This window comes from Nguyenibacter vanlangensis (genome assembly GCF_038719015.1).
In the GTDB taxonomy this organism is placed as follows: domain Bacteria; phylum Pseudomonadota; class Alphaproteobacteria; order Acetobacterales; family Acetobacteraceae; genus Gluconacetobacter; species Gluconacetobacter vanlangensis.
This window is the reverse complement of record NZ_CP152276.1, coordinates 2392236-2414788: the sequence shown is the minus strand read 5'-3', so window position 1 is coordinate 2414788 and position 22553 is coordinate 2392236. Positions and strand designations below refer to the sequence as shown.

Genomic DNA, 22553 nt, shown 5'->3' with positions numbered 1-22553 from the left:
TTCGCGCTTTTGACCGGCTGCCGATGATCGCCACTGTCGGGCTGACCTCGCGTCCCACCCTGTCTCTGCATCGGGCATAGAGCGCATGGTGCAGTCGATCGACGTGCAATTGTGCTGTCACCGCCGCCCATTCGTCGGGTTGCGGGGATAACGTAGCTTGCTGCGGTCATATCGACCGATTCACTTGCACCAATATGTTCATAGACGGACATTCGGATTGGAGGCAGAATAATCGTCCTGCTTCATTGTCGCTGTCATAAATAAAATCCTCTCACATCAAAATAATCAGAGTCGACGTTGATCATTGCTTAGCATAAGATTCAATGGGCACGTCCTTTTCTACAAGATTTTTTTTGTTGTGAGTAACATCCTGCCAAAGCGACCAGTGCTCATCGCCCCATAATTTTAACGCAAAAAGTACGTTGCCAAGCGATGCGCCCAAATCAGTTAAAGAATACTCGACTTTAGGAGGAATGACAGGATAAACTTGTCTCTCAACTAGCCCGTCTACTTCGAGTTCTCTTAACTGAGTGGTCAACATTCTTTGCGTTACGCGCGGAATCCTTCTGCGAAGCTCGCCGAAACGGAGTGTTCCATCAAGAAGGTGCCAGAGAACAACACCTTTCCATTTTCCGTCAATGAGAGAAAGTGTTGCTTCGACTGAGCAAGCAGGGCCCCCGGGAGAGATATGACGCCGCCAACGCGGAGGAATCTTATGGACCATTATGGTATCCTTTCTGATACTACAAGAGAAAATTGTGCGTACTTGCAAACACGGATCAAGTAAGCACAAAATCAGTCGTCCAACAACGAACATGACACAATGTGAAGCGATAATCGCGGTTTCTTTTCCGACAAGAAGGACTCAATGCGGAGAGTGTCCAGATTAGCAGACTGTTTAGATTGTTAGGTTGCGAACTTGAAACTATGTTGCTGAATGCACGTATGATTCACAGATGAATAATATATTGGTCGTCTATGATCGGTGATGTCGTATTCGCGATATAAAAATCAATGGAACATTTATTGAAAGGAAGCTGAAATGGTTGCTATATTTTCTCTTAAAGTAACGAATTTTCGTACCCGTATATGTGAGCACGCGGATGCGCTTGTGTATCGACTGTGGTGCGAGCGAATTTGTCAGAGCGGTGTCGGTGATGAAGCCTTTACTAAGGGAGAATCATTCGAACCGGTTCTTGCTGGTGACGCGGCCGAGGTCTTGCCTATGTTGCTGCGGCATATTGATGAGTTACAAGCGGAAGGAATCCTTACGGCGATAGAGTTGAACAAAATTAGTGCAGCCATTAACGCTGCGATTGAGAGCCTAGATGAGAATGTCGTTGAAAAATACCTAGAAATATTCAATGTATTTGACGATATTTCCGACGCGATACTGCCGGCAAGGCCGTCGTCGGTTGTCATATCTTCTGACGGGAATTTAGTTACATATAGCATTGCTGAAGGGGCAGGCGAGACGGATTTTGTTCGTACAGTTCAACGGATGACGGAGAACGCTGTTATCAAGGGGGAGGCTCTTCTTCCTACTGAACGCGCTGCGGTTCTGATCGCTGGGAATCTGCTCGACGGAGGTTACAGGCTGCCAATTGTGCCGATTTCATGGGGAATGCCAGGTTTCCGGAAACATCAGTCGGTTATGTCGGTCACGGACCCCGGTCCAGGACATCTCTTTGACACGGTTACGGACCTAGCTCACATGGAAGGGGTGATCGTCCATATCGAGCATCTTGAACGTGGGGTCGCCATTCCTCGGGCGGAGGTCGAGCCGTACCGCATCCCCATGCCGCGGATCGTTCCGCGCATCTGCTTGCAGGCCGCACGCTTCGCGCCTGTCTCAACTTACGTTGGACGTCCCCTTTTCGAAGGGACCTTTGACAATTCATTCCTGAAAACTGTCCATACATTTGCGGCGGCTTGTAGTGAGTTCTTCGGTACCGGGGTCACAGAGTGCAAGGTGGCTATTGAGGGAATGACGTATACGCAGGCCGTGCGGTTCATGCGGGCTATGGTGGCGAATACTCGTCGAGCGGAGAATCAGATTTTATCTGGTGCTTTTTGTATCAATGTTCCAATTATCGATGATCGAGATGCCAATAACCCGAGGACAGTCAGCGATCCATTTGAAGTTGGGCGCCTTGGGATCGATATAGTTATTGATGGTCATTTCGAAAAAGTGACGTGGGATGGAACTGCAGATTCTTATCCCAGTAAGTGTGTCATTGATCAGATCGAATTCTGGCAGTCGGCAACTCTTGTCCATGAAGCACATGAGCGTGGCCTTCTCACCTATTTTAGTGCCGGCTTTCGTATGCATAACCTTGAAAAGGTTGTTTACACCGGAGTCGACGGTGTTGGAATTGGGGGAGCCCAAATCCTTCGGTTCATGGATTACACTACTGGAAATCACGGCCCGTTTAAGGGTGAAAATATTCGTCCTATCCTTGATTTGCGAAATAATGCAGAGACCTCTGTTAGAGGTAAGGCGGCGCGACTTCTGGCCAAATTGGACACATTGCATTTCCTTGACGCCTTGGACGAAAGTCAAGAAAATTTTCGGCATCAGTTCTTCGAGGCCGTTTGTTCTGAGGACATAGATAAAATCGCTGTGTTGCTCAGAAATGCTGATACGATCGGTATTGGCTCGGCTGAGCGGCGGACAATCTGGCGACGGAGCAACTTTACTTCCTTTGGTGACGCGATCGCAGAGCGACGCAGAATTACAAGGCCGTCGATTTTTTTTACCTCCGTGCGTGTTCCACGGAATTCGGGTAGCGATGAGTTCATAGGCAACGACCAGCGAGCGTTGCAAACTTGTCATCGCCATGCTGCAGGGGTGTAGGAAGAGTATACTTTCGGTGACGGACGTTTTGTCGTTCGGAAGGATAATCCCTGATTTTTGGAGGAACCTTAAGGAGGCTGTGTCCTGAGGCGTGGTGTGGGAGCGGGATGAGTTGCTGAGGTAGCTATCGGCAGTTTTGATAGGAGTTGGTGTGACACTGAACCATAAGCATTTGGCGAGAGACGCGGGCATAGTCAGGCAGCTTGAGTAAGATGGGGTTGTGTTGAGGCCTTCCAGTTCTGGGGAGGAGTTCATGCAGGCGTGAGACCGGCTGGTCGTTGATCTGGGTGAGAGCATAGGCGAGCCAGGCCTGGGGATCGATGTCGTTGAGCTTGGCAGTTACGACGAGGGAACACATGTCGGCTGCGTGTCGCCCGCTGCGATCCGAGCCGACGAACAGCCAGGCTTTCCTTCCCGAGGTGATGCCGCGCAGGCTGCGTTCGGCGGCGTTGTCTGTCAAGTTCCAAAAAAAAATACAAGGAATTCTGCGGTAGGAATTGAATCAACCCACTCCGCAGGACGCAAGAGTAGGGATCAGCTCATGCTTACGAGATAGAGAATGATACGGATGCTGAAATTCATGCCCCTGGCGGGGCTGCTGCTGCTGGCGGCCTGCGGGCCGGATTACGGCGACCGGGGCACGCGGCAGCTATGGTTATGAGGGGCATGGCTATTGAAATGAGGGGGCGCGGGGTGGTGAAAGGGTTATTCTTCTTTTTCTGAAGAAAAAGAAGAAAAAAGACTTTTATTCGTTAAGGGACTTTGTGTGTGCCCGGCACATCGTCTCCAAACGTTTGAAAGTTTTTTGGTTCTTTTTTTTCAAAAAAGAACGGGTACGCCGCCATCTTACCGGGACGATACGGCCCAGTCGACGAAGACGGCGCCGACCTGGCGCAGCACGGCTTCGCGTTCGGCGGGGGGCACCGTCGGGGCGTGGTAATAGGCTGCGACCAGCAGCGGGGCGCGGCCGGGCGGGTGGACCAGGGCGATATCGTTGGTTTCCTCGGGGCCGTAGGTGCCGGGGCGGTCGCCGGCGATCCAATCCGGCGGGAGGGCCGCGCGCAGCCGGTTGCGGCCGGGGCGGGCGGCGACCATCCAGGATTCCAGCCGGGCGCGGGCGGGCGGGGGAAGCGCGTTGCCGAGCAGGATCGCGCGGGTGGTGGCGACGATCGCGCGTGGCGTGGTCGTGTCCAGCGCGCCCCGATAGGCGTTGGCGTCCGGTTCGTAGCGGTCGATGCGCGTGGTCGCATCGCCCAGGGTACGGACGAAGCGGGTCAGGCCGGCGGGGCCGCCCGCGCGGCGCATCAGCAGGATGGCGGCGAGATTGTCGCTGGCCTCGACCGCCGCCTGGCAGAGTTCGCCCACCGTCATCGATTCCCGGGGCCTGTCACCGAGGCGGGCGGCCGTGACGGGGCAGGCGAAATCGGGATAGCCGGCGCGCGCCAGGTCCCGGGCCGTGTAGGCGATGGGCTGGGCGAGATCGTCCTGCCCGGCCGCGGCCCGCGCGAGGATGAGGGCGGCGAGCAGTCCCTTGAAGGTGCTGCACAGGGTGAAACGTTCGTCGGCGCGCCAGGCCAGGGTGCCTTCGCCCGCGGTGTCGCGGGCGAACACGCCCAGCCGGCCGCCATGCCGGCTTTCGATGGCGGCCAAGGCGGCAATATGCGAGGCGGCAATACCCGAGGCGGAAGCAGCCGGGGCGGCGGCTGTCGTCGCCCGCGCCGGGCGGAGGAACGGGACAGTGAGAAGGGCGGACAGGCCGATGGCGGTCCGTCGCCGCGTGGCGGAGGGTGTGGTTGGCATGGCGGTGGGCGGGCTGGTCAGGTGGCGGCCGGGTTGCGGGCGGTCGGGCCGTGTTGCCGGTCGGTGCCGGGGAGGGGGGCCCATCCGGCCGGGGTCCGGGTGAAGAGTGGGATATGGCCCAGGGCGCGCACCTGGGCGGGCAGGGCGGGGTCGAGGGCGGCCAGCGTTGCATGCCAGTCCCAGCCTTCGGTCAGGATGGCGGCGACCGCGACGATCTCGGCGCCGGCCCGCGTGAGCAGGCGGATGGCGGCGGCGATCGTGTGGCCGGTATTGAGCACGTCGTCGACGAGGGCGACGCGCCGCCCCTGCACGCGCGAGACCAGGGCCGGGTCGAGATAGAGGCGCTTGGTCTGGTCGGGGCTGGTATAGGAACTGACCGGCTGGGACAGGGCGTCGTCGTACCAGAATTTCCGGGAATGGCCGAGCGCCACGTAATCGGGCAGGCCGAGCCCTTCGGCCACCGGCCGGGCATAGGCCAGGCCCATGGTGGGCACGCCGGCCACGGCCTGGACGGGCGCCTGGCGCGTCGCGTCGCCGACCAGGGCGGTCAGGCGGTCGGCCAGGGCGCGTTCGACCGCGAAGCCGGTCTGGTTCGCCATCAGCAGGGCCACCGCTTTCTCGCCGCCCGGCAGGGGCCGCAGGGGCAGGTCGAGGCAGGAGCCGTCGCGCAGCCGGACGGGATAGCGGGCCGGATAGGCCGCCGGGGCATCGCCGTGCGGACGGCCGCGATCGGGGACGGCGGGGGACCAGTGGGCGGTATAGGGAGGCGGGGTGGTCACGCGGGGCGGCCCTTGTCGGTGCGGGTGCGGCAGGGGAAACTATTCCAGGAAACTATTCCGGGAAATTATCCCATCGCGTGCCGGCCGGGAACCCGGTGGCCGCGTGCCGCGCGCCGGCAAGGTCAGCCCCGGATGGCCTCGTCGGCGGGCTGCGCCCTGGCGGCGCGTTGCGTCACCCATCGCGCGGGCGCATCGAGGCGGGCGCGGAATGCGACGTCCAGCCTGTTCAGCGACCAGGCGAGCAGGACGAGTCCGGCAAGTATGGCAAGGCAGAGCCAGGGGGATGCGGTGTTCGGGGGGATATGCAGCCCGCTGTTCAGAAAGGCGGCGACAAGGCCGAGGATCGGTGCGTGAACGGCATAGAGGGCGTAGGACGCGCCCCCGAGGGCTTCGAACATCATCAGGCTGGCGCCCGTTGGTCTGGTCGATGCGCCGAGCCAGATGATCGCCGGCAGCAGGAAAAAGACCTCGGACAGGTCCAGCAGCGGGCGCGGGATGTGGTGCGTATCGACGGCCAGGGCGAGGGCGAGAAGCCCCATCGGCACCCATGCGCTGACGTTCGGGGGGACGCTGACGTTCAGGAGGCGGGGGCCGGCGCGCCACAGCAGGATGCCGAGAAAGAAGGAGAAACCGACGCGTGCGAGGGCGGCCGGCGCCCAGCTCCAGATCATTCCGGCGTTCAGCGAGCCCAGGAGACGGGCCGACACCACGAGACCGAGCGCGGAGAGGCACACCAGGCCGATCAGCGTCCGGTTGTCGAGCCTGCGCCACGCCGCCGCCATGACGATATTGGCGAGCAGTTCGTAGAAGAGCGACCAGGCCGGAAAATTGAGCGGGTAGAGCACGCCGTCCGATCCGAACCATGGGCAGTAGAAGAGCGCCGGGAGGAAAGGGGCCAGGGCTGAGGGCGGCGCGTGATGGGATGCGATCCGCAAGGCCGCGGCGGCCGCGCCGAGCCCGAGCCCGAGCGCGTAGAGCGGCCACAGGCGCACGATGCGTTTCTGCATGAAGGCCGCCAGGGACAGCCCCGCATCCAGCCTGGCGGCGTATGCCTCGGCCAGGACGAAGCCGCTGAGCCCGAAGAAGAGATCCACCGCGAGATAGCCCCCGGCAGGATACCAGATCGTCGGGAACGACACTTTACCCATATGGACCAGTACGACCGCCACGGCTGCCAGACCGCGCAGCCCGTCCAGCGTGTGAAAGAGACGCCTCGCCATGACGCCGGTTTCCTTCTTGAGCCGGTGGCCTTGAGCCGTTGGCGGGAATATCACGTCGCATAATCGCTTATCGGAAGAACAAAGTTGATGCATCCGGAAATGAAACGGGTGACCATTCCGTGAACGGTCGCGCCGTGACGGAGTCTATAGCGCGCGGGATGCCTTCAGGTTCGTGCATGTCGTGGATGATAGATGCAAGAACGCAGTCCTGTTTGGATTTTCATATGGTTTGACCTGAGAGAGGCGCGCGGCAGGGCGTCGGAAATCCGGGGGCGGGGTCAGAAGCCCAGCAGCGCGTCGCCGCCGAAGGCGAACATGCCGGCGTTGCGCAGTCCGTTGAAGGGCGTGGTGCCGTTCAGGGAGCGGTCGAAGCGGATTTCCGGGCGGATCTCGAACAGTTTGAACGGGCGCCCCAGGGTGGGGTGCCAGGTGACGCCCAGGGTGAGCGCGCCATAGGTGGTGGGCGGGGCGGTCCGGGTGGCGGCGGGCTCGCCGAGCAGGGCGCGCATATAGGCGGCGTCGCCGAGGAAGCTGGTGACGAATTGCCCGGTATTGTCGCGATAGATCTCGCCGCGATAATTGACGGTGAGCGTCGGCGTGAGCCGATAACCGAGGAAACCGACGAAACTGACCGTATCGGCGCGCAATCCTTCGTCATGCATCGCGTTGAATTCGCCGGTCAGGGACAGGCGGTCATCGACCTTGAAGGTCATGTCGAGATCGTTCCAGAAGCGCTGCGCGCCGTTGGCGCGCGGGCCCAGGGCGCGCACCGCGTCCTCGGGCCCGACGCGGGACAGATAGAGCAGGGATAGTCTGCCGCCGGCCAGGCCGTTGCCCGCCAGGCCGAAATAACCCGCGGCGGCATCGTTGTCGTCGCCGCGCCCGAACGAGACCTGGTTGCCGGTATCGACGCCGAACAGGATGTCCCATCGGTCGGTGGCATGAAATTGGACCATCGCGCCCACATGTTCGAACGGCGTGGAATATTCCGTCGTATAGGCCAGCGTGTAGAACGGCCGCATCGCCGGATCGAGCGTTTCCACCCCCATCGGCGCGGCGAGGATGCCGGCCTGCATGTCCAGCCCGTGACGGATCAGCCAGGGGAGGTGCAGGTCGAGATGCGCCTGGGCCGGCATGACCTGGTTGCGTCCGGTCAGCGCGCGGTCGGAAATGCCGGCGATGTTGTAATAGCGCGCATCGGCGCCGTACAGGCCCCGCAGCAGGAAGCCGGCCTGATAGGACGAGGATGTCTGGTCGACCGTCTTCGCGATCGTGATCGTGATCTGGTCGAGCAGGGCCTGGGTGGCGCGGTCGCCGATGAGCCGGCCGAAATTATTGCCGTCGGCGGGGCGCGCCGGGTTGGCGTCGATGCCGCCCTCGACCTGGCCGCTGACGGTGATGGCGTCGAACCAGTCCTTCGCCCCCTGCGCCCGCGCTTGTGAGGGCATGTGTGACCACGTGCCGAGCAGGGCGAGCAGGGCGCAGCCGGCCGGGCGCCAGAAAGAGAGATTTCCGATATTTTGTGTCATGGAAAAGAATTTTATTTTCTTTTTCGCAGGAGGGAGAAAGCGGGACAGGAGAAAACGCCTCCGCCGGGACCATGCCCGAGGCGTTCGCGGAACGCCATGCCGCGCGGCGGCGATGCGTGCATTTGGGCGCGCATTCCTATGAGATTCCTATGCGGCGGGGCGGCGGTCCCTCTCTCATTCCTATGGCGGTCGTCGGATAATCGGTGTGGCGCGGCGTGGACCGCAGGATCATCCATCGCGGAGAAGAGGCGACATGCATGACGTTCTGTATCTGGGGCTCGGTTTGGCGGGATTTGCCGCCTGCGCCGGGTTCGTCTCGTTCTGCCGGCGGATCTGAGCCATGAGCCTGGATCTGATATTGGGCGCGGCGGTGACGGTCGGCCTGCTGGCCTATGTCACCCTGGTGCTGGTCCGTCCTGAAAGGTTCTGAATAATGACCGTGGCGGGCTGGGCGACGATTTTCGTCTTTTTCCTGTTGGTCGTGGCGATGACGCGGCCGATCGGGGGGTATCTGGCGCGGGTGACGGCGGGCGAGCGGATCGTGCCGACGAAACTGGTGGGGGGCGTGGAGCGCGGCCTGTACCGGCTGGCGGGGATCGACCCGGCGGAGGAGCAGTCCTGGAGCGGCTATGCCATGGCCGTTCTGACATTCAAGCTGTTCTGCTTCCTGGCGGTCTATCTGATCCTGCGGCTGCAGGGCGTGCTGCCGCTCAATCCGCTGGGCCGTGGGGCGGTGGCGCCGGACCTGGCCTATGACACCGCGGTCAGTTTCCTGACCAACACCAACTGGCAGAGCTATGCCGGCGAGACGACGATGAGTCATCTGAGCCAGATGCTGGCGCTGACGGTGCAGAATTTCCTGTCGGCCGCCGCCGGGATCGCGGTGGCGGTGGCGGTGATCCGCGGCTTTGCCCGGCGGTCGGCCGCGACCATCGGCAATTTCTGGGTCGATCTGGTGCGCCTGACGCTGTACGTGCTGCTGCCGGCCTGCATCGTGCTGGCGCTGCTGTTCGTCTGGCAGGGCGTGCCGCAGACCCTGGCCGGCTCGGTGGACGTGACCACGCTGGAAGGCGCGCACCAGACGATCGCGGTCGGGCCGGTGGCCGGCCAGGAAGCGATCAAGATGCTGGGCACCAACGGCGGCGGGTTCTTCAACGCCAATTCGGCGCATCCGTTCGAGAATCCGACCGCGTTGAGCAATTTCCTGCAGATGCTGTGCATCTTCGCGCTGGGGACGGGGCTGACGAACCTGTTCGGGCGCATGGTCGGCGACGAGGCGCAGGGCTGGGCGGTGTTTTCCGCGATGGCGGCGCTGTTCCTGATCGGGGTCGCGGCGCTGTACTGGTCCGAGGCGCATGCCAACCCGGCCTTCGCCGCGCTGGGGGTGAATCCGGGGCTGGGGAACATGGAAGGCAAGGAGGTGCGGTTCGGCATCGCGGCGTCGTCGCTGTTCGCCACCGTCACCACCGACGCGTCATGCGGCGCGGTGAATGCGATGCATGAGAGTTTCCTGCCGCTGGGCGGCATGGTGCCGATGGTCAACATGATGCTGGGCGAGATCATCTTCGGCGGCGTGGGGTCGGGGCTGTACGGCTTCGTGCTGTTCGCCGTCATCGCCGTGTTCATGGCCGGGCTGATGGTCGGGCGGACGCCGGAATATCTGGGCAAGAAGATCGAGGCGCGCGAGATCAAGATGACGATGCTGGCGGTGCTGTGCCTGCCGCTGATGATGCTGGGCCTGACCGCGCTGGCGGTGGTGGTCGCGCCGGGGAAGGCCGCGCTGTCGACCGGCGGTCCGCATGGATTTTCCGAGGCGCTGTATGCCTATGTCTCGGCGGCGGCGAATAACGGCAGCGCGTTCGCGGGGCTGACGGCCAATCCGTTCTGGAACGTCACGCTGGGCATCGGGATGATGGTCGGGCGGTTCTTCGTGATCGTGCCGGCGCTGGCGATCGCGGGGGCGATGGCGGCCAAGCGCACGCTGGCGCCCTCGCCCGGCACGTTTCCCACCCAGGGGGCGCTGTTCATCGGGCTGGTCTGCGGCGTGATCCTGATCGTCGGGGGGCTGACCTTCCTGCCGGCGCTGGCGCTGGGGCCGATCGTCGAGCACCTGGCGATGCTGCGCGGCGTACTCTCGTGATTTTCTTTCCCTGGATATCCTTCCCCCGAATTTCCCTCCCCGAATTTCCTTGCTGGCAGGCTGACAGGCGATGACCATTCATGTTCCCAAACCCAGGCTGGCGCCCGACATGCACGGGCGGCCGCATCGGCCGTCCGGCGGCCTGATGCGGCCCGAACTGATCGGGCCGGCCATCGTCGACAGCTTCCGCAAGCTCGATCCGCGAATCCTGTGGCGCAACCCGGTGATGTTCGTGGTCGAGATCGTCACCGTGCTGACGACCATCCTGCTGGCGCGCGATCTGGCGCGGGGGGCGCCGCAGACCGGCTTTGCGGTACAGATCAATCTGTGGCTGTGGTTTACCCTGCTGTTCGCCAATTTCGCCGAGGCGCTGGCCGAGGGCAGGGGCAAGGCCCAGGCCGAGAGCCTGCGCCGCACGCGGACCGAGACCCTGGGGCGGCGCCTGACGCCCGAGCATGACGGCGGCTGGTCGCGGCACGGAATATGCGAATCCGTGCCTGCGCCGCTGCTGCGGCCGGGGGACGTGGTGCTGGTGGAGGCGGGCGATTTCGTCCCCAGCGACGGCGAGGTGATCGAGGGCATCGCCTCGGTCGACGAATCGGCGATTACCGGGGAATCGGCGCCGGTGATCCGCGAGAGCGGCGGCGATCGCTCGGCGGTGACAGGGGGCACGCGGGTGCTGTCGGACTGGGTCATTGTGCGGATCACCGCCGCGCAGGGCGCGACCTTCCTGGACCGGATGATCGCGCTGGTCGAAGGCGCGCAGCGGCAGAAGACGCCGAACGAGATCGCGCTGACCATCCTGCTGGCGGGGATGACGCTGATCTTCATCTTCGCGGTGGCGACGATCCCCAGCTTTGCCGCCTATGCCGGCGGGCGGATTTCGGTGCTGGTCCTGGTGGCGCTGTTCGTCACCCTGATCCCGACGACGATCGGTGCGCTGCTGTCGGCGATCGGCATTGCCGGGATGGACCGGCTGGTGCGTTTCAACGTGCTGGCCATGTCGGGCCGGGCGGTCGAGGCGGCGGGGGACGTGGATACGCTGCTGCTGGACAAGACGGGGACGATCACGATCGGCGACCGGCAGGCGGCCGATTTCGTCCCGGTGCCCGGGGTGACGCCGCTGGAGTTGGCGGATGCCGCGCAGCTTGCGTCGCTGGCCGACGAGACGCCCGAGGGGCGGTCGATCGTCGTGCTGGCCAAGGAGCGCTTTGCCATTCGCGGGCGCGAGATGCATGCGCTGGACGCGCGTTTCGTGCCCTTTACCGCCCAGACGCGGATGAGCGGCGTCGATATCGGGCGGCGGCAGATCCGCAAGGGGGCGGTGGACAGCGTGCTGGCCCAGATAGCGCAGGATCGGGCAGCGCGGGACCCGGCTGCCCAGGATCCCGCTGCCCAGGCGGTGCGCGAGATCGCCGAGACGATCGCGAAGGGCGGCGGGACGCCGCTGGCCGTCATCGATGCCGGGCGGCTGCTGGGGGTGGTGCATCTGAAGGACGTGGTGAAGGGCGGGATTCGCGAGCGTTTCGCCGAATTGCGGCGGATGGGTATCCGCACCGTGATGATCACCGGCGACAATCCGCTGACCGCCGCTGCGATCGCGGCGGAAAGCGGGGTGGACGATTTCCTGGCTCAGGCGACGCCGGAGGCCAAGCTGACGCTGATCCGCAAGGAGCAGGAGGCGGGCAAGCTGGTGGCGATGTGCGGCGACGGCACCAATGACGCGCCGGCCCTGGCGCAGGCGGATGTCGGGGTGGCGATGAATACCGGCACCATGGCGGCGCGCGAGGCGGGGAACATGGTCGACCTGGACAGCGACCCGACCAAGCTGATCGAGATCGTGGGGATCGGCAAGCAGTTGCTGATGACGCGCGGGGCGCTGACGACCTTTTCCATCGCCAATGACGTGGCCAAGTATTTCGCGATCATTCCCGCGATGTTCATCGGGTTCTATCCGCAACTGGCGGCGCTGAACATCATGCGGCTGGGCACGCCGCAGAGCGCGATCCTGTCGGCGATCATCTTCAACGCGCTGATCATCGTGGCGCTGATTCCCCTGGCGCTGCGGGGCGTGCGCTACCGGCCCGTGGGGGCGGCGGCGCTGTTGCGGCGCAATCTGCTGGTCTATGGCGCGGGGGGGATCGCGGTGCCGTTCGCCGGCATCAAGCTGATCGACCTGCTGGTCAATCTGCTGCATCTGGTTTGAAAGGATCCCGTCATGGTCCGTCATGTTCGTCCCGCCCTGGTGCTGCTGGCCGCGTTTTCGGTGCTGACCGGGCTGATCTATCCGCTGGCGCTGACCGGCATCGCGCAGATCATCCTGCCGCACCAGGCGCGGGGCAGCGTGGTCGTGGCGCAGGGGCGCGCCGTGGGCTCGGCGCTGATCGGGCAGGATTTCACGCAGGCGCGCTATGTTCATCCGCGCCCCTCGGCGACGGCGGGCGCGCCCTATAACGCCGCCGCGTCGGGCGGGTCGAATCTGGGGCCGACATCGAAGGCGCTGCGCGATGCGGTGGCGGCGCGGGTGGCGGCGCTGAAGGCGGACAATCCCGACGCGGTGCGGGAGGGATTGCCGATTCCGGCCGACCTGGTGACGGCGTCGGCCAGCGGGCTGGACCCGGATCTCTCGCCGCAGGCCGCCTTGTTCCAGGTGCCGCGCGTCGCCCGTGCGCGCAACCTGCCGGAAGGGCAGGTGCGCGTGCTGGTGAACCGGATGACCGCGCAGCCGTTGCTGGGCTGGCTGGGCGAGCCGCGGGTGAATGTGCTTGAACTGAACCTGGCGCTGGATCGCCTGCAGCAGCGGTAAGGCATGGACGAACGGAACGACAGGCCCGACCCCGACGCGTTGCTGCGCCGGACCGAGCGCGAGGCGGCGGAGCGCAGGCGGGGGCGGCTGAAGATCTTCCTGGGGGCGGCCCCCGGCGTGGGCAAGACCTACGAGATGCTGACCGTCGGACATAGAAACCGGCGCGAGGGTGTCGATGTGGTGGTGGGGGTGGCCGAGACGCATGGCCGGGCCGAGACCGCCGCCCTGCTGGAGGGGCTGGAGGTCGTGCCGCGCCATGATGTCGCCTATCGCGGCCAGGTGATGCAGGACATGGACCTGGACGCGATCCTGGCGCGGCGGCCGGGACTGGCGCTGGTGGACGAGCTGGCGCATACCAACGTGCCGGGCAGCCGCCATCCGAAACGGTGGATGGATGTGGAGGAATTGCTGGCGGCGGGCATCGACGTGCTGACCACCGTCAATATCCAGCATCTGGAAAGCCTGAACGACGTGGTGGCCAGCATCACCCGCGTGCGGGTGCGCGAGACGGTGCCCGACAACGTGATCGATCGGGCCGACGAGATCGAACTGGTGGACCTGACGCCCGCCGACCTGTTGCAGCGGCTGCGCGAGGGCAAGGTCTATGCCCCGGACATGGCGGGGCGGGCGCTGCTGCATTATTTCTCGCCGGGGAATCTGACGGCGCTGCGCGAGCTGGCGCTGCGGCAGACCGCGCAGCGGGTCGATGCCCAGTTGCTGGACCACATGAAGGCGAGCGCGATCGTCGGCCCGTGGGCGGCGGGCGAGCGCGTGCTGGTGTGCCTGACCCTGCAGGATGCCGGGCCTGGGTTGCTGCGCTACGGACGGCGGCTGGCCGAGCGGTTCCATGCCGCGTGGATCGTTCTGCATGTCGAGACCAGCCGGGACATGAGTCCCGGCATGCGCCAGCGCATGGCCGGGCTGATGCATCTGGCGCAATCCATGGGGGCCGAGACCGTTACGATTCCCGGCCAGGACGTGGCGGCGGACACGCTGGCCTATGCCCGCAAGCGGAACGTGACGCAGATCGTGGCCGGGCGGCCGTCGCGCCGGCCCTGGGCGGATTGGGTGGCGCCCTGGGCGTGGGTGTCGGTGACGCGGGGGCTGATGACGGCGGCGGGCGGGATTCCGATCCATGTGGTCGGCGAGGCCGCACCCGACGAAGCCGCGCGTGGGGCGCCGCGGGAGGCGCCGGTATCCCGCGCGCGGCCGCGCTTGGGGCCCTATGTCGTCAGTACCGGGGCGATTGCCGCGTCGGTGGCGGTCGGGGTGCTGCTGCGCCAGGGGCTGGCGGTCAGCAACGTTTCGCTGACCTTCCTGACCGCGATCCTGGGCATTGCGGTGGCGTACGGGCTGTGGCCGTCGCTCTATGCCTCGCTGCTGGCGATGCTGTGCTTCAATTTCTTCTTCCTGCCGCCGCTCTATACCTTCACCATCGCGGCGCCGGACAATATCGTCGCGCTGTTCTTCTTTCTGGCGACGGCGATCATTGCCAGCCATCTGGGGGCGCGGGTGCGCAACCAGGCGATGGTGGCGCGGCACCGGGCCGAGGTGACCGAGGCGCTGTACCGCTTCAGCCGCAAGCTGGCCGGCATCGTCGCGATGGACGACCTGCTCTGGACCACCTGCCACCAGATCGCGACCATGCTGGACATGAATGCGGTCATCCTGCTGCCGGCCGACGGCACGCTCAGCGTGAAGGCGGGCTATCCGCCCGAAAACGCGCTGGCGCCGTCCGACCTGGCGGCGGCCACCTGGAGCTGGCAGCATAATCGCCGGGCGGGGCGCGGGTCGGACAATCTGCCGGGGGCGCGGCGGCTGTTCGTGCCGCTGCGCACGGCGCACGGGCCGGTCGCGGTTGTCGGGCTGGATACGGACCGGAGCGGGCCGCTGCTGGACCCCGAGCAGCAGCGGCTGCTGGATGCGCTGAACGACCAGGCGGCGCTGGCGATCGAGCGGATCCGCCTGGCGGCCGACCTGGACCGGGTGCGGCTGAATGCCGAGACCGAGAAGCTGCGGGCGGCGCTGCTGACCTCGATTTCCCACGATCTGCGCACGCCGCTGGCCTCGATCCTGGGGGCGGCGAGCAGCCTGGACAGTTATGACGCGCTGCTGAACGCCGAGGGGCGGCGCGAATTGCTGGCGACCATCCGCGAGGAGGCCGAGCGGCTGAACCGTTTCGTTGCCAACCTGCTGGACATGACGCGGCTGGAGGCGGGCGCGCTGGCACCGCGCCGCGTGCCCGCGGACCTGGGCGAGATCGCCGGCAGCGCGCTGGCGCGGGCGGCGACGATCCTGCAGCATCACAGTGTGACGCTGGAGGTCGCGCCGGACCTGAAGCTGGCGATGCTGGACGACGTGCTGGTGGAACAGGCGGTGTTCAACCTGCTGGATAATGCGGCGAAATACACCCCGCCGGGATCGCGGGTCGCGATCGCGGTCGGGGGCGAGGCGGGATGGCTGTGGCTGCGCGTCACCGACGAGGGGCCGGGCCTGGCGGTGCAGGATGCCGAGCGCGTGTTCGACAAATTCACCCGCTTTCATGCCGGTGATCGGACCCGCCCGGGGACCGGGCTGGGGCTGGCGATCGCGCGCGGGTTCGTCGAGGCGATGGGGGGGACGATCGCGGCGGCCAGCCGCACCGACCGCTCTGGCGCGATCTTTACCATGCGCTTTCCCGCCGCCGAGATGAAACAGGGTGAGGCGGTACGGGAAAAAACGATAGGATCGGCGGCGAACGAGACCCTGGAGGGCTGAGTGGGCGTGAACGACCCCTGTGTGCTGGTCGTCGATGACGAGCCGGCGATCCGCCGCCTGCTGCGAACCAGCCTGACCGCCCAGTCGTGGCGGGTGGTCGAGGCGGCGGACGGCGCCGGCGCACTGAAGCGGGCGGCGGACAGCGATCCGGACGTCATGCTGCTGGATATGGGCCTGCCGGACCGGGACGGGCTGGAGGTGATCCGCCTGCTGCGCAATGGGGGATCCACGCTGCCGATCGTGGTGCTGTCGGTGCGCGACGACGAGCGGGGCAAGGTGGCGGCGCTGGAGCTGGGGGCGGATGATTACGTCACCAAGCCCTTCGGCATGGCCGAACTGGCGGCGCGGCTGCGCACCGCTCTGCGCCATGCCCTGCAGAGCGAGGGCACGCCGCCGGTTTTCGCCTCGGGCGATCTGAGCGTCGACCTGGTGCGGCGGCGGATCATGCGCGGCGGCGAGGAGGTGCACCTGTCGCCGCGCGAATGGGACATCCTGCGCCTGCTGGTCAACCATGCCGGGCGGGTGCTGACCCACCGGCACATCCTGGGGCAGCTTTGGGGCGCGGGCGGGGATGTGCAGCAATTGCGGGTCTATATACGGCAGATCCGCCAGAAGCTGGAGCAGGACCCGGAGCGGCCGGCGCATATCGTGACCGAGACGGGGGTCGGCTATCGCCTGGTGTCGGACTGAGGCGCGGACTGAGGCGGGGCGCGGTGCCTGACCCGGCATGACAGGGCCGGATCAGGACCAGGATCGCGAGCTGCTCCGGGTGCGGTTCAGGCGAATTTGCGGCGGGCGGCGGCCAGGGAGGGAGGCGGCGGGGTGTCTTCGGCGACGCGGCCGTCATCGATGGGCCGGCCGATGGCGGTGGTGACGGGCAGCACGCCGGCCCAGACCGGCAGGGCGTAGTCCGCGTCGTCATCCACGGGGCCGCCGGTGCGGATCTTGGCCGAGGCCGCGGCGATGCGCACCGCCAGCACGCCGGTGGCCTTGCGTTCCTTGGCCAGCATCGGCCGGACCTCGTCCCACCGGCCGGGCAGCAGATGTTCGGTGATGACGCGCAGCGCGTGGTCGTGTTCGGCCGGGTCGGTCACGTGGCGGGCGGCGCCATGGACCACCACGCTGCGGTAATTCACCGAATGGTGGAAGGCCGAGCGGGCGGCGACGATGCCGTCGATCAGGGTGACGGTCAGGCAGACCTGCACGTCCTTGGCCACGTCCTCGGCCACGTCCTCGGCCACGCCGCGGATGATGCGGGTGGTGGTCGCGCCGTGGATGAACAGCGTATCGCCGTCGCGGCCATAGGCCATGGGAATCACCATCGGCCGGCCGTCGGCCACGAACCCGACATGCGCCACCAGTCCGGCGTCGAGAATGGCATGCACGCTCGCCGCGTCGTAGCGGGCGCGCCGTCCCTGACGCGCGATGGCGTAGGGCGGCAGGCCGGCGGGGCGGGCCGGGGTGTCGTGGTCGGACGTCATCGGTGGGTTCCTGTCGGTGGTCTGGTGGTCCGATCGGGTGGCGGCCCGATCGATAGGGTGGCCGGAGGGCATCTTGCGCGTGCGGGTGGACTAGTGAAAGATCCGGTTTTCCGGAATTGGGAGGGCCAGTTTGTTCGACGGATGGCTGAGCCTGGACCGGGCACTGGACCGGGCGGACGCGGTGCCGCTGGCCGAGCAGATCTATCGCCAGGTGCGCGACGCGGTGCGGGCCGGGCGGGCGCCGGGGGATCGGCGGCTGCCCTCCTCGCGCGTGCTGGCGCGGGGGCTGGGCGTGTCGCGCAACACGGTGAATGCGGCCTATGAGCTGTTGCGGGGCGAGGGGCTGATCGTCTCGCGGCCGGGGGCGGCGCCGGTGCTGGCGGTGCCGGAGGCGTTTTCCGCCCCGCTGGCCGGTCCGGCGGCGGCGGTGCGCCTGTCGCGGCAGGGTGCGGCGCTGGCGCGGGACCGGCATGAGGCGGATTATGTCGCGCGCGGCGGGCGGCTGCGCCCCGGCCATCCGGACCCGGCTTTGTTCCCCCGGGACGAATGGGCGTGGGCGATGCGCCGGGCGGTGCGGACCTTGTCGGGCGACGGGTTGCTGTATGGCCACGTCCAGGGGCTGCCGGATTTGCGGCGGGTGCTGGCGGAGGCGCTGGCGGCGCGCCGGGGGCTGCCCGTGATGCCGGAGCAGGTGCATGTCGTGCCCACCGTGCAGTCGGCGCTGGCGATGCTGGGCCGGTGCCTGCTGGATGAAGGCGAGACGGTCTGGATCGAGGAGCCGGGCTATCTGGGCGCGCGGGCGGCGCTGGGGCATGGCCGGCTGGTGCCGCTGCCGGTCGATGCGGAGGGGGCGGACGCGTCCCGCCTGACCGGGGTGCCGAAGCTGGTCTATGTGACGCCGTCGCACCAGTACCCGACCGGGGTGCGGATGAGCCTGCCGCGCCGGCTGGCGCTGCTGGCCCGGGCGCGGCGGGCCGGGGCGCTGGTGCTGGAGGACGATTACGACAGCGAGTTCCTGTGGGAGGGGCGGCAGGTGCCGGCGCTGGGCGCGCTGGCGGAACAGGGGGAGGTGATCACCCTGGGCACCGTCGCGAAATCGTTGCTGCCGGGGCTGCGCCTGGCCTGGTTCGTCGCGCCGCCCGCCCTGTCGGCGCGGCTGGCCCATGCGCAGGCCAACCTTGGAGTGATGGCCAACGTGCATGCCCAGGCGGCGCTGGCGGCCTTCATCGACAGCGGCCGCTATCACCGGCATCTGGACCATATCGGCGGCGTCTATCGCGCACGGGGTGCTGAGATGGTGCGGGCGATCCGCGCGCGCTGCGGCGACGCGGTCGTGGTCGCGCCGCCGGTCGGGGGATTGCAGGTGCTGGTGCGCTTCGCGCCGGACCGGGACGACCGGGCCGTGGCCGCGCGGCTGGCGCGGGCGGGGTATAGCGTGCCGTTTCTGTCCGGGCTGTACCTGTCCGGCCGGCATTCGTCAGGGCCGAACCCGGGGGTGCCGGGACGGGGGATTCTGGTGGGGTTCGCCGCGGCGACCGAGGAACAGGCCGATATGTTCGCCCGGGCCCTGGGCGACGCGCTGGCCTGCGCCGATGGAGATTGAAACGGCGACGCCGTGAAAACCCGGCCTGGCGGGATGCCGGTGTCTTTATGTTTTCCCGGCGTCTTTATGTTTTCGCGGTATCGCCACGCCCGCGCCGCCCTATATGCCGCCGGCGATCACCAGGATGATGAGAATCAGCAGGATCAGCCCCAAGCCGCCGGCCGGGTAGTACCCCCAGCCGGAACTGTAGGGCCATGTGGGCAATGCGCCGATCAGCAGCAGGATGAGCACGATCAGCAGGATGGTCCTGAGCATTTCGTCCTCCATGTGACCGCCGGGGGCTGGGGCGCGGCGCATCCCGGTCTTGCGATTCATGGGTATGAAAGCGACGCGTTCGGCAACGCGGGCAATCGGCCGTGCCGTGCCGGGCGTGCGGGATGGCGGTTCGCGCCCCGCCGGGCCATCCCGTTTGCATGGAACGCCGCTCGCCGACGAAGGATGCCTGGCCGGGGGGACTCATTTCGTCGGGTTTTGCCGATCGCGGCGGGTGGCGGGCGTGTCAGGCGCGGATCAGTCCGGCAAGCGGGGCGATGCCGGCGCTGCCGGGGAAGATGCGGGGCATGGCGTGGGCCGGGACGCCCATATGGTCGCGCAGCACGCCCATGGCGACCGCGCGCAGGTCGGTGGTGGGGGCCAGGTCGCGGTTTTCGAAGAGCTGTCCCCGGGCCAGGCCGGGCCAGGTGCCGCCTACCCGGCCGCCGGCGACGGCGCCGCCGGCCAGCAGGGTGATCGTGCCCGTGCCGTGATCGGTGCCGGCGGTGCCGTTGATGCGGACGGTGCGGCCGAATTCGGTCATCACCAGCACGGCGCCGTGGGCCCAGCAGGGGCCGAGCGCGTCGCGCAGCACGCCCAGCCCGGCATCGAGCCGCCGCAGCGGGCCGGATAGGCGGCCCATCTGCGCGGCATGCGTGTCCCAGCCGCCGATTTCCAGCGCCGCGACGCGGGGGCCGTCCGGAGCGGCCAGCAGGGTGCCGGCCGTATGGCAGAGGACCAGGAACGGGTCGGGGCGCGCGGTGCCCGGGCGGGGGGCACCAGGTGCGGTCATTCCGGACGAGGCGGCGTCGGCCCGTTCGCGGGCGGACAAGGCGCGGATGGAATAGGTGTCGGCGCGCAGGCCGGCGCGCAGGGCGGGGCCGGTCAGCGGGTCGGGCGCATTCAGCGCCGCGATGCGGGCGAGCAGGTCGTCGTCCGGACGGGCGGCCTGCAGCGGGTCGAAGCTGCCGATCGGGGTGGGGCCGCGCAGCAGCAGCGGGGTGGACAGGCCGACCGACAGGCCCGCGCCGTCCGGGCCGTGCGGCAGCCCGCCCATGGCGCCCACCGCGCGGTTCAGCCAGCCGCTGGTCAGGCGGGTGTCGGCGCCGCTTTCCATATAGTCCTGGGCCTCGAAATGCGAGCGGCTGCGGTAATGGCCGGCCACGGCGTGGATCGGCAGCAGGCTGCCCTGGGCATAGAAGCCGTGCAGGACCGGCAGGGCCGGATGCAGGCCGTAGAATCCGCCCAGATCGCGCATGCCGCCGGGCTGTCCCGGGGGCGGGGGGACGAGCGGCGCGCGCAGGGCGGCCAGGGCGGGGTCGCCATAGGGGATGACGGCGGCCATGCCGTCCAGCGCGCCGCGCAGGATGACGACGACCAGCCGGCCGTCCCGCCGGGCGGGGCCGGGCGGGCGCGCCAGGGCGAGCGAGGCGGAGCCCAGCGTCCAGGCCGCGCCCAGCCCCAGCAGGGCGGTGCGCCGGGGGATCAGGACGGGCGGAGCCGGGATCGGGGGGCGGGACATGTCAGCACCTCTGGAATTCCGGGGCGGTGAACAGCAGGGTCAGCGCGTCGCGGCGCGATCCGGCATGGCGGATCGCCGCGCGGGTGGCCGGGCGCAGCAGCGGGCCCAGGCCGGCCTGAGCGATGGCCAGCGGGTCGGCCTCGGCCGCGACATCGTGCCCGGCCAGGCGGTAGGCCCATTCGGCGCGGGCGATCAGGTCGGCCGGGGCGGCCCAGTCCGCGGCCCGGTCGGACCAGCCGTTGGGCAGCGGGGCGTCCCACGGCGGCTGGCCCATGGTGCGGGTGGCGTCGGCCAGCAGCCAGGCGGCGGGAGGATGCGGAGCGGCCCCGGAATCGGGGGCCGGGCCGTCCGCAGCGTGGCCGGGCAAGGGCGGGTCGAGGGCGCGCAGCGCGGCGACGGCGTAGAAGAAGGGCTGGCGCAGCTTGGTGCCCGGGCGCCAGGCTTCGGGCCGTGCGATCAGGGCATGCGATGCGGTGCCGAGATCGCCGCCGCTCTGCCGCAAGGCGGCGGCGATGGCGTGGATCGCGGCGGGGGGCGGGACGTCGGCGATGAAATGGGTCGCCAGGCGGGTTGCCAGATGGGCATAGGTGGCGGGGTGCGTGCCCAGCCAGGACAGGGCCTGGACGCCGCCGGCCTCGCCCGGCGGGAAATCGCGGCCCATCAGGATCTTGACGCCGGGCTGGTGGGCGTCGGGGCGGAAGGCGAAGCCGGGCCGGTCGGCGCGCATGTCGATCGTCCAGCCGGTCAGGATGGCGGCGAAGCTGGTCACGTCCTGCTGGGTATAGCCGGCGGCGGGCGAGAGCGTGTGCAGTTCCAGGCATTCGCGGGCCAGGTTCTCGTTCAGGCCGCGGAGCTGGCCGTGGCGGGCCGCGCGGCGGGCGGCCGGGCTGTCGGGCCCGATCGAGGAGACGTTGTCGAGATACATGAGCATGGCCGGGTGGCGCATGACCGCCAGCAGCATGTCGGAGAACCGGCCGGTGACGTGGGGGCGGATCGCCTCGCGCACATAGGGGCCGATGACGGCGCGGGTGCCGCCCTGGCGCAGGCTGACGGTGAAATGGTTGGTCCAGAACCAGGCCAGCCTTTCGCGGAACGGCTGGTCGCTGGCGAGGCACTGCGTCATCTGCGCCAGCAGGTCGGCGTGGAAGGCCGGACCGACCAGCGGGTCGCCGGGCTGTTTCGTGCGCCGCTGGGTGCGAAGGCGGATCAGCCCGTCGGCGCTGTCGGACAGGCCGGCGGGAAAGCGCGCGCCGTCCGGCGCGGCGAGTTGCTCCCGCAGCCAGGCCGCCGGGTCGTCGGGCAGGGGTTCCCGGCCCCGGCGGCCCAGTCCGAAACGGATCATGGCCTGCATCGCCTGTGTCTGCATCCTGGCCTCGTCTCACATCATGTCGACGGCATGCGGTGCAGTGTCGCCGCGTTCGGTGTCCGGATAAAGGCCGGGCCGGCGGCGGAATGTGACGGAGGGTTGCGCGATGTAACGCGGCCGCGCGAGCCCTGCGGCCGCGCCATGGGTCGGGCGGTTGCCCGTCGGCCGGCGGCCTGGCTGGCGGGGGCCGGCATACCCATATTCCAGCCGGTCGGAGGAAAGGATGTCTTCCGGCCCGGAGGCTGGAATGTTCGGGTTCTATCAGCGCCTGAGTCATGGCGCGGATTCGGTGAAACCGTCCAATTTCTGGGATGTTTTCGCGGTCGGGCTGCTGGCCCTGGGGTTCGGCGCCGCGACGGCGCTGATCTTCTTCAGCGGGTGAGGGTGAGAGTGAGACGGGGGCTGGCGGAGGCGCGGGCCCACCTGGCGCGTCCGGTGCGG

18 protein-coding genes and 1 pseudogene are annotated in these 22553 nt (G+C 67.1%); 9 read left to right on the top strand and 10 right to left on the bottom strand.

Annotated elements, in window-relative coordinates:
- Positions 1 to 301: 301 nt before the first annotated feature.
- Positions 302 to 724 carry a helix-turn-helix domain-containing protein gene (locus tag AAC691_RS11210; protein WP_342626941.1) on the bottom strand — a complete coding sequence of 141 codons (423 nt, stop codon included), beginning with the start codon at positions 722 to 724 and terminating at the stop codon, positions 302 to 304.
- 318 nt (positions 725 to 1042) lie between these two features.
- Between AAC691_RS11210 and AAC691_RS11205 the strand changes: the two genes are divergently transcribed.
- Positions 1043 to 2857, top strand: a complete 1815-nt coding sequence (locus tag AAC691_RS11205) for a hypothetical protein (RefSeq protein ID WP_342626940.1) — start codon at positions 1043 to 1045, stop codon at positions 2855 to 2857.
- A 194-nt stretch (positions 2858 to 3051) separates the two neighbouring features.
- Here AAC691_RS11205 and AAC691_RS11200 read toward each other — a convergent pair.
- The 5 genes and pseudogenes from AAC691_RS11200 to AAC691_RS11180 form a co-directional block, all read right to left on the bottom strand.
- Positions 3052 to 3317 (bottom strand): annotated as a pseudogene (locus AAC691_RS11200) (transposase domain-containing protein); the annotation flags it as partial.
- A 386-nt stretch (positions 3318 to 3703) separates the two neighbouring features.
- Positions 3704 to 4657, bottom strand: a complete 954-nt coding sequence (gene bla / locus AAC691_RS11195) for a class A beta-lactamase (protein WP_342626939.1) — start codon at positions 4655 to 4657, stop codon at positions 3704 to 3706.
- Positions 4658 to 4674: 17 nt separating this feature from the next.
- Complete coding sequence (locus AAC691_RS11190) at positions 4675 to 5436, bottom strand: phosphoribosyltransferase (RefSeq protein WP_342626938.1); 762 nt, start codon at positions 5434 to 5436, stop codon at positions 4675 to 4677.
- Positions 5437 to 5558: 122 nt separating this feature from the next.
- Complete coding sequence (locus tag AAC691_RS11185; RefSeq protein ID WP_342626937.1) at positions 5559 to 6656, bottom strand: acyltransferase; 1098 nt, start codon at positions 6654 to 6656, stop codon at positions 5559 to 5561.
- A gap of 278 nt (positions 6657 to 6934) precedes the next feature.
- Complete coding sequence (locus AAC691_RS11180) at positions 6935 to 8104, bottom strand: outer membrane beta-barrel protein (RefSeq protein WP_342630196.1); 1170 nt, start codon at positions 8102 to 8104, stop codon at positions 6935 to 6937.
- Positions 8105 to 8525: 421 nt separating this feature from the next.
- Between AAC691_RS11180 and AAC691_RS11175 the strand changes: the two genes are divergently transcribed.
- The 6 genes from AAC691_RS11175 (at position 8526) to AAC691_RS11150 (ending at position 16578) form a co-directional block, all read left to right on the top strand.
- On the top strand, positions 8526 to 8615 hold the full coding sequence (locus AAC691_RS11175; protein WP_323992760.1) for a potassium-transporting ATPase subunit F: 90 nt from the start codon (positions 8526 to 8528) through the stop codon (positions 8613 to 8615).
- Positions 8616 to 8618: 3 nt separating this feature from the next.
- Positions 8619 to 10325, top strand: a complete 1707-nt coding sequence (gene kdpA / locus AAC691_RS11170) for a potassium-transporting ATPase subunit KdpA (protein ID WP_342626936.1) — start codon at positions 8619 to 8621, stop codon at positions 10323 to 10325.
- Between the two features lie 109 nt (positions 10326 to 10434).
- Positions 10435 to 12531 (top strand): potassium-transporting ATPase subunit KdpB, encoded by a 2097-nt coding sequence (gene kdpB / locus AAC691_RS11165; RefSeq protein WP_342630195.1) that lies wholly within the window; start codon positions 10435 to 10437, stop codon positions 12529 to 12531.
- Between the two features lie 12 nt (positions 12532 to 12543).
- Positions 12544 to 13131, top strand: coding sequence for a potassium-transporting ATPase subunit KdpC (gene kdpC, locus AAC691_RS11160; RefSeq protein ID WP_342626935.1), 588 nt, complete (start codon positions 12544 to 12546; stop codon positions 13129 to 13131).
- A gap of 3 nt (positions 13132 to 13134) precedes the next feature.
- The gene (locus AAC691_RS11155) at positions 13135 to 15888 is read left to right on the top strand and encodes a sensor histidine kinase KdpD (RefSeq protein ID WP_342626934.1); all 2754 of its coding nucleotides are present in this window, start codon (positions 13135 to 13137) and stop codon (positions 15886 to 15888) included.
- A gap of 6 nt (positions 15889 to 15894) precedes the next feature.
- Positions 15895 to 16578: a response regulator gene (locus AAC691_RS11150; protein ID WP_342626933.1), complete on the top strand. Its 684-nt coding sequence runs from the start codon at positions 15895 to 15897 to the stop codon at positions 16576 to 16578.
- An 86-nt stretch (positions 16579 to 16664) separates the two neighbouring features.
- On the opposite strand, the gene AAC691_RS11145 is transcribed toward AAC691_RS11150, so the two are convergent.
- Positions 16665 to 17369 (bottom strand): pyridoxamine 5'-phosphate oxidase family protein, encoded by a 705-nt coding sequence (locus AAC691_RS11145; protein ID WP_342626932.1) that lies wholly within the window; start codon positions 17367 to 17369, stop codon positions 16665 to 16667.
- 130 nt (positions 17370 to 17499) lie between these two features.
- Here AAC691_RS11145 and AAC691_RS11140 point away from each other — a divergent pair, with 130 nt between their 5' ends.
- Complete coding sequence (locus AAC691_RS11140) at positions 17500 to 18972, top strand: PLP-dependent aminotransferase family protein (protein WP_342626931.1); 1473 nt, start codon at positions 17500 to 17502, stop codon at positions 18970 to 18972.
- Between the two features lie 99 nt (positions 18973 to 19071).
- Here the strand turns inward: AAC691_RS11140 and AAC691_RS11135 are convergent, their stop codons facing one another.
- The 3 genes from AAC691_RS11135 to AAC691_RS11125 form a co-directional block, all read right to left on the bottom strand.
- Positions 19072 to 19227, bottom strand: coding sequence for a DUF3309 family protein (locus tag AAC691_RS11135; RefSeq protein WP_176640092.1), 156 nt, complete (start codon positions 19225 to 19227; stop codon positions 19072 to 19074).
- 244 nt (positions 19228 to 19471) lie between these two features.
- Positions 19472 to 20746 carry a DUF1501 domain-containing protein gene (locus tag AAC691_RS11130; RefSeq protein WP_342626930.1) on the bottom strand — a complete coding sequence of 425 codons (1275 nt, stop codon included), beginning with the start codon at positions 20744 to 20746 and terminating at the stop codon, positions 19472 to 19474.
- 1 nt (position 20747) lies between these two features.
- A complete protein-coding gene (locus AAC691_RS11125) occupies positions 20748 to 22112 on the bottom strand; it encodes a DUF1800 domain-containing protein (RefSeq protein ID WP_342626929.1) in 1365 nt (454 codons plus the stop codon).
- 223 nt (positions 22113 to 22335) lie between these two features.
- Here AAC691_RS11125 and AAC691_RS11120 point away from each other — a divergent pair, with 223 nt between their 5' ends.
- Positions 22336 to 22494, top strand: a complete 159-nt coding sequence (locus AAC691_RS11120) for a hypothetical protein (protein ID WP_323992746.1) — start codon at positions 22336 to 22338, stop codon at positions 22492 to 22494.
- Positions 22495 to 22553 lie beyond the last annotated feature (59 nt).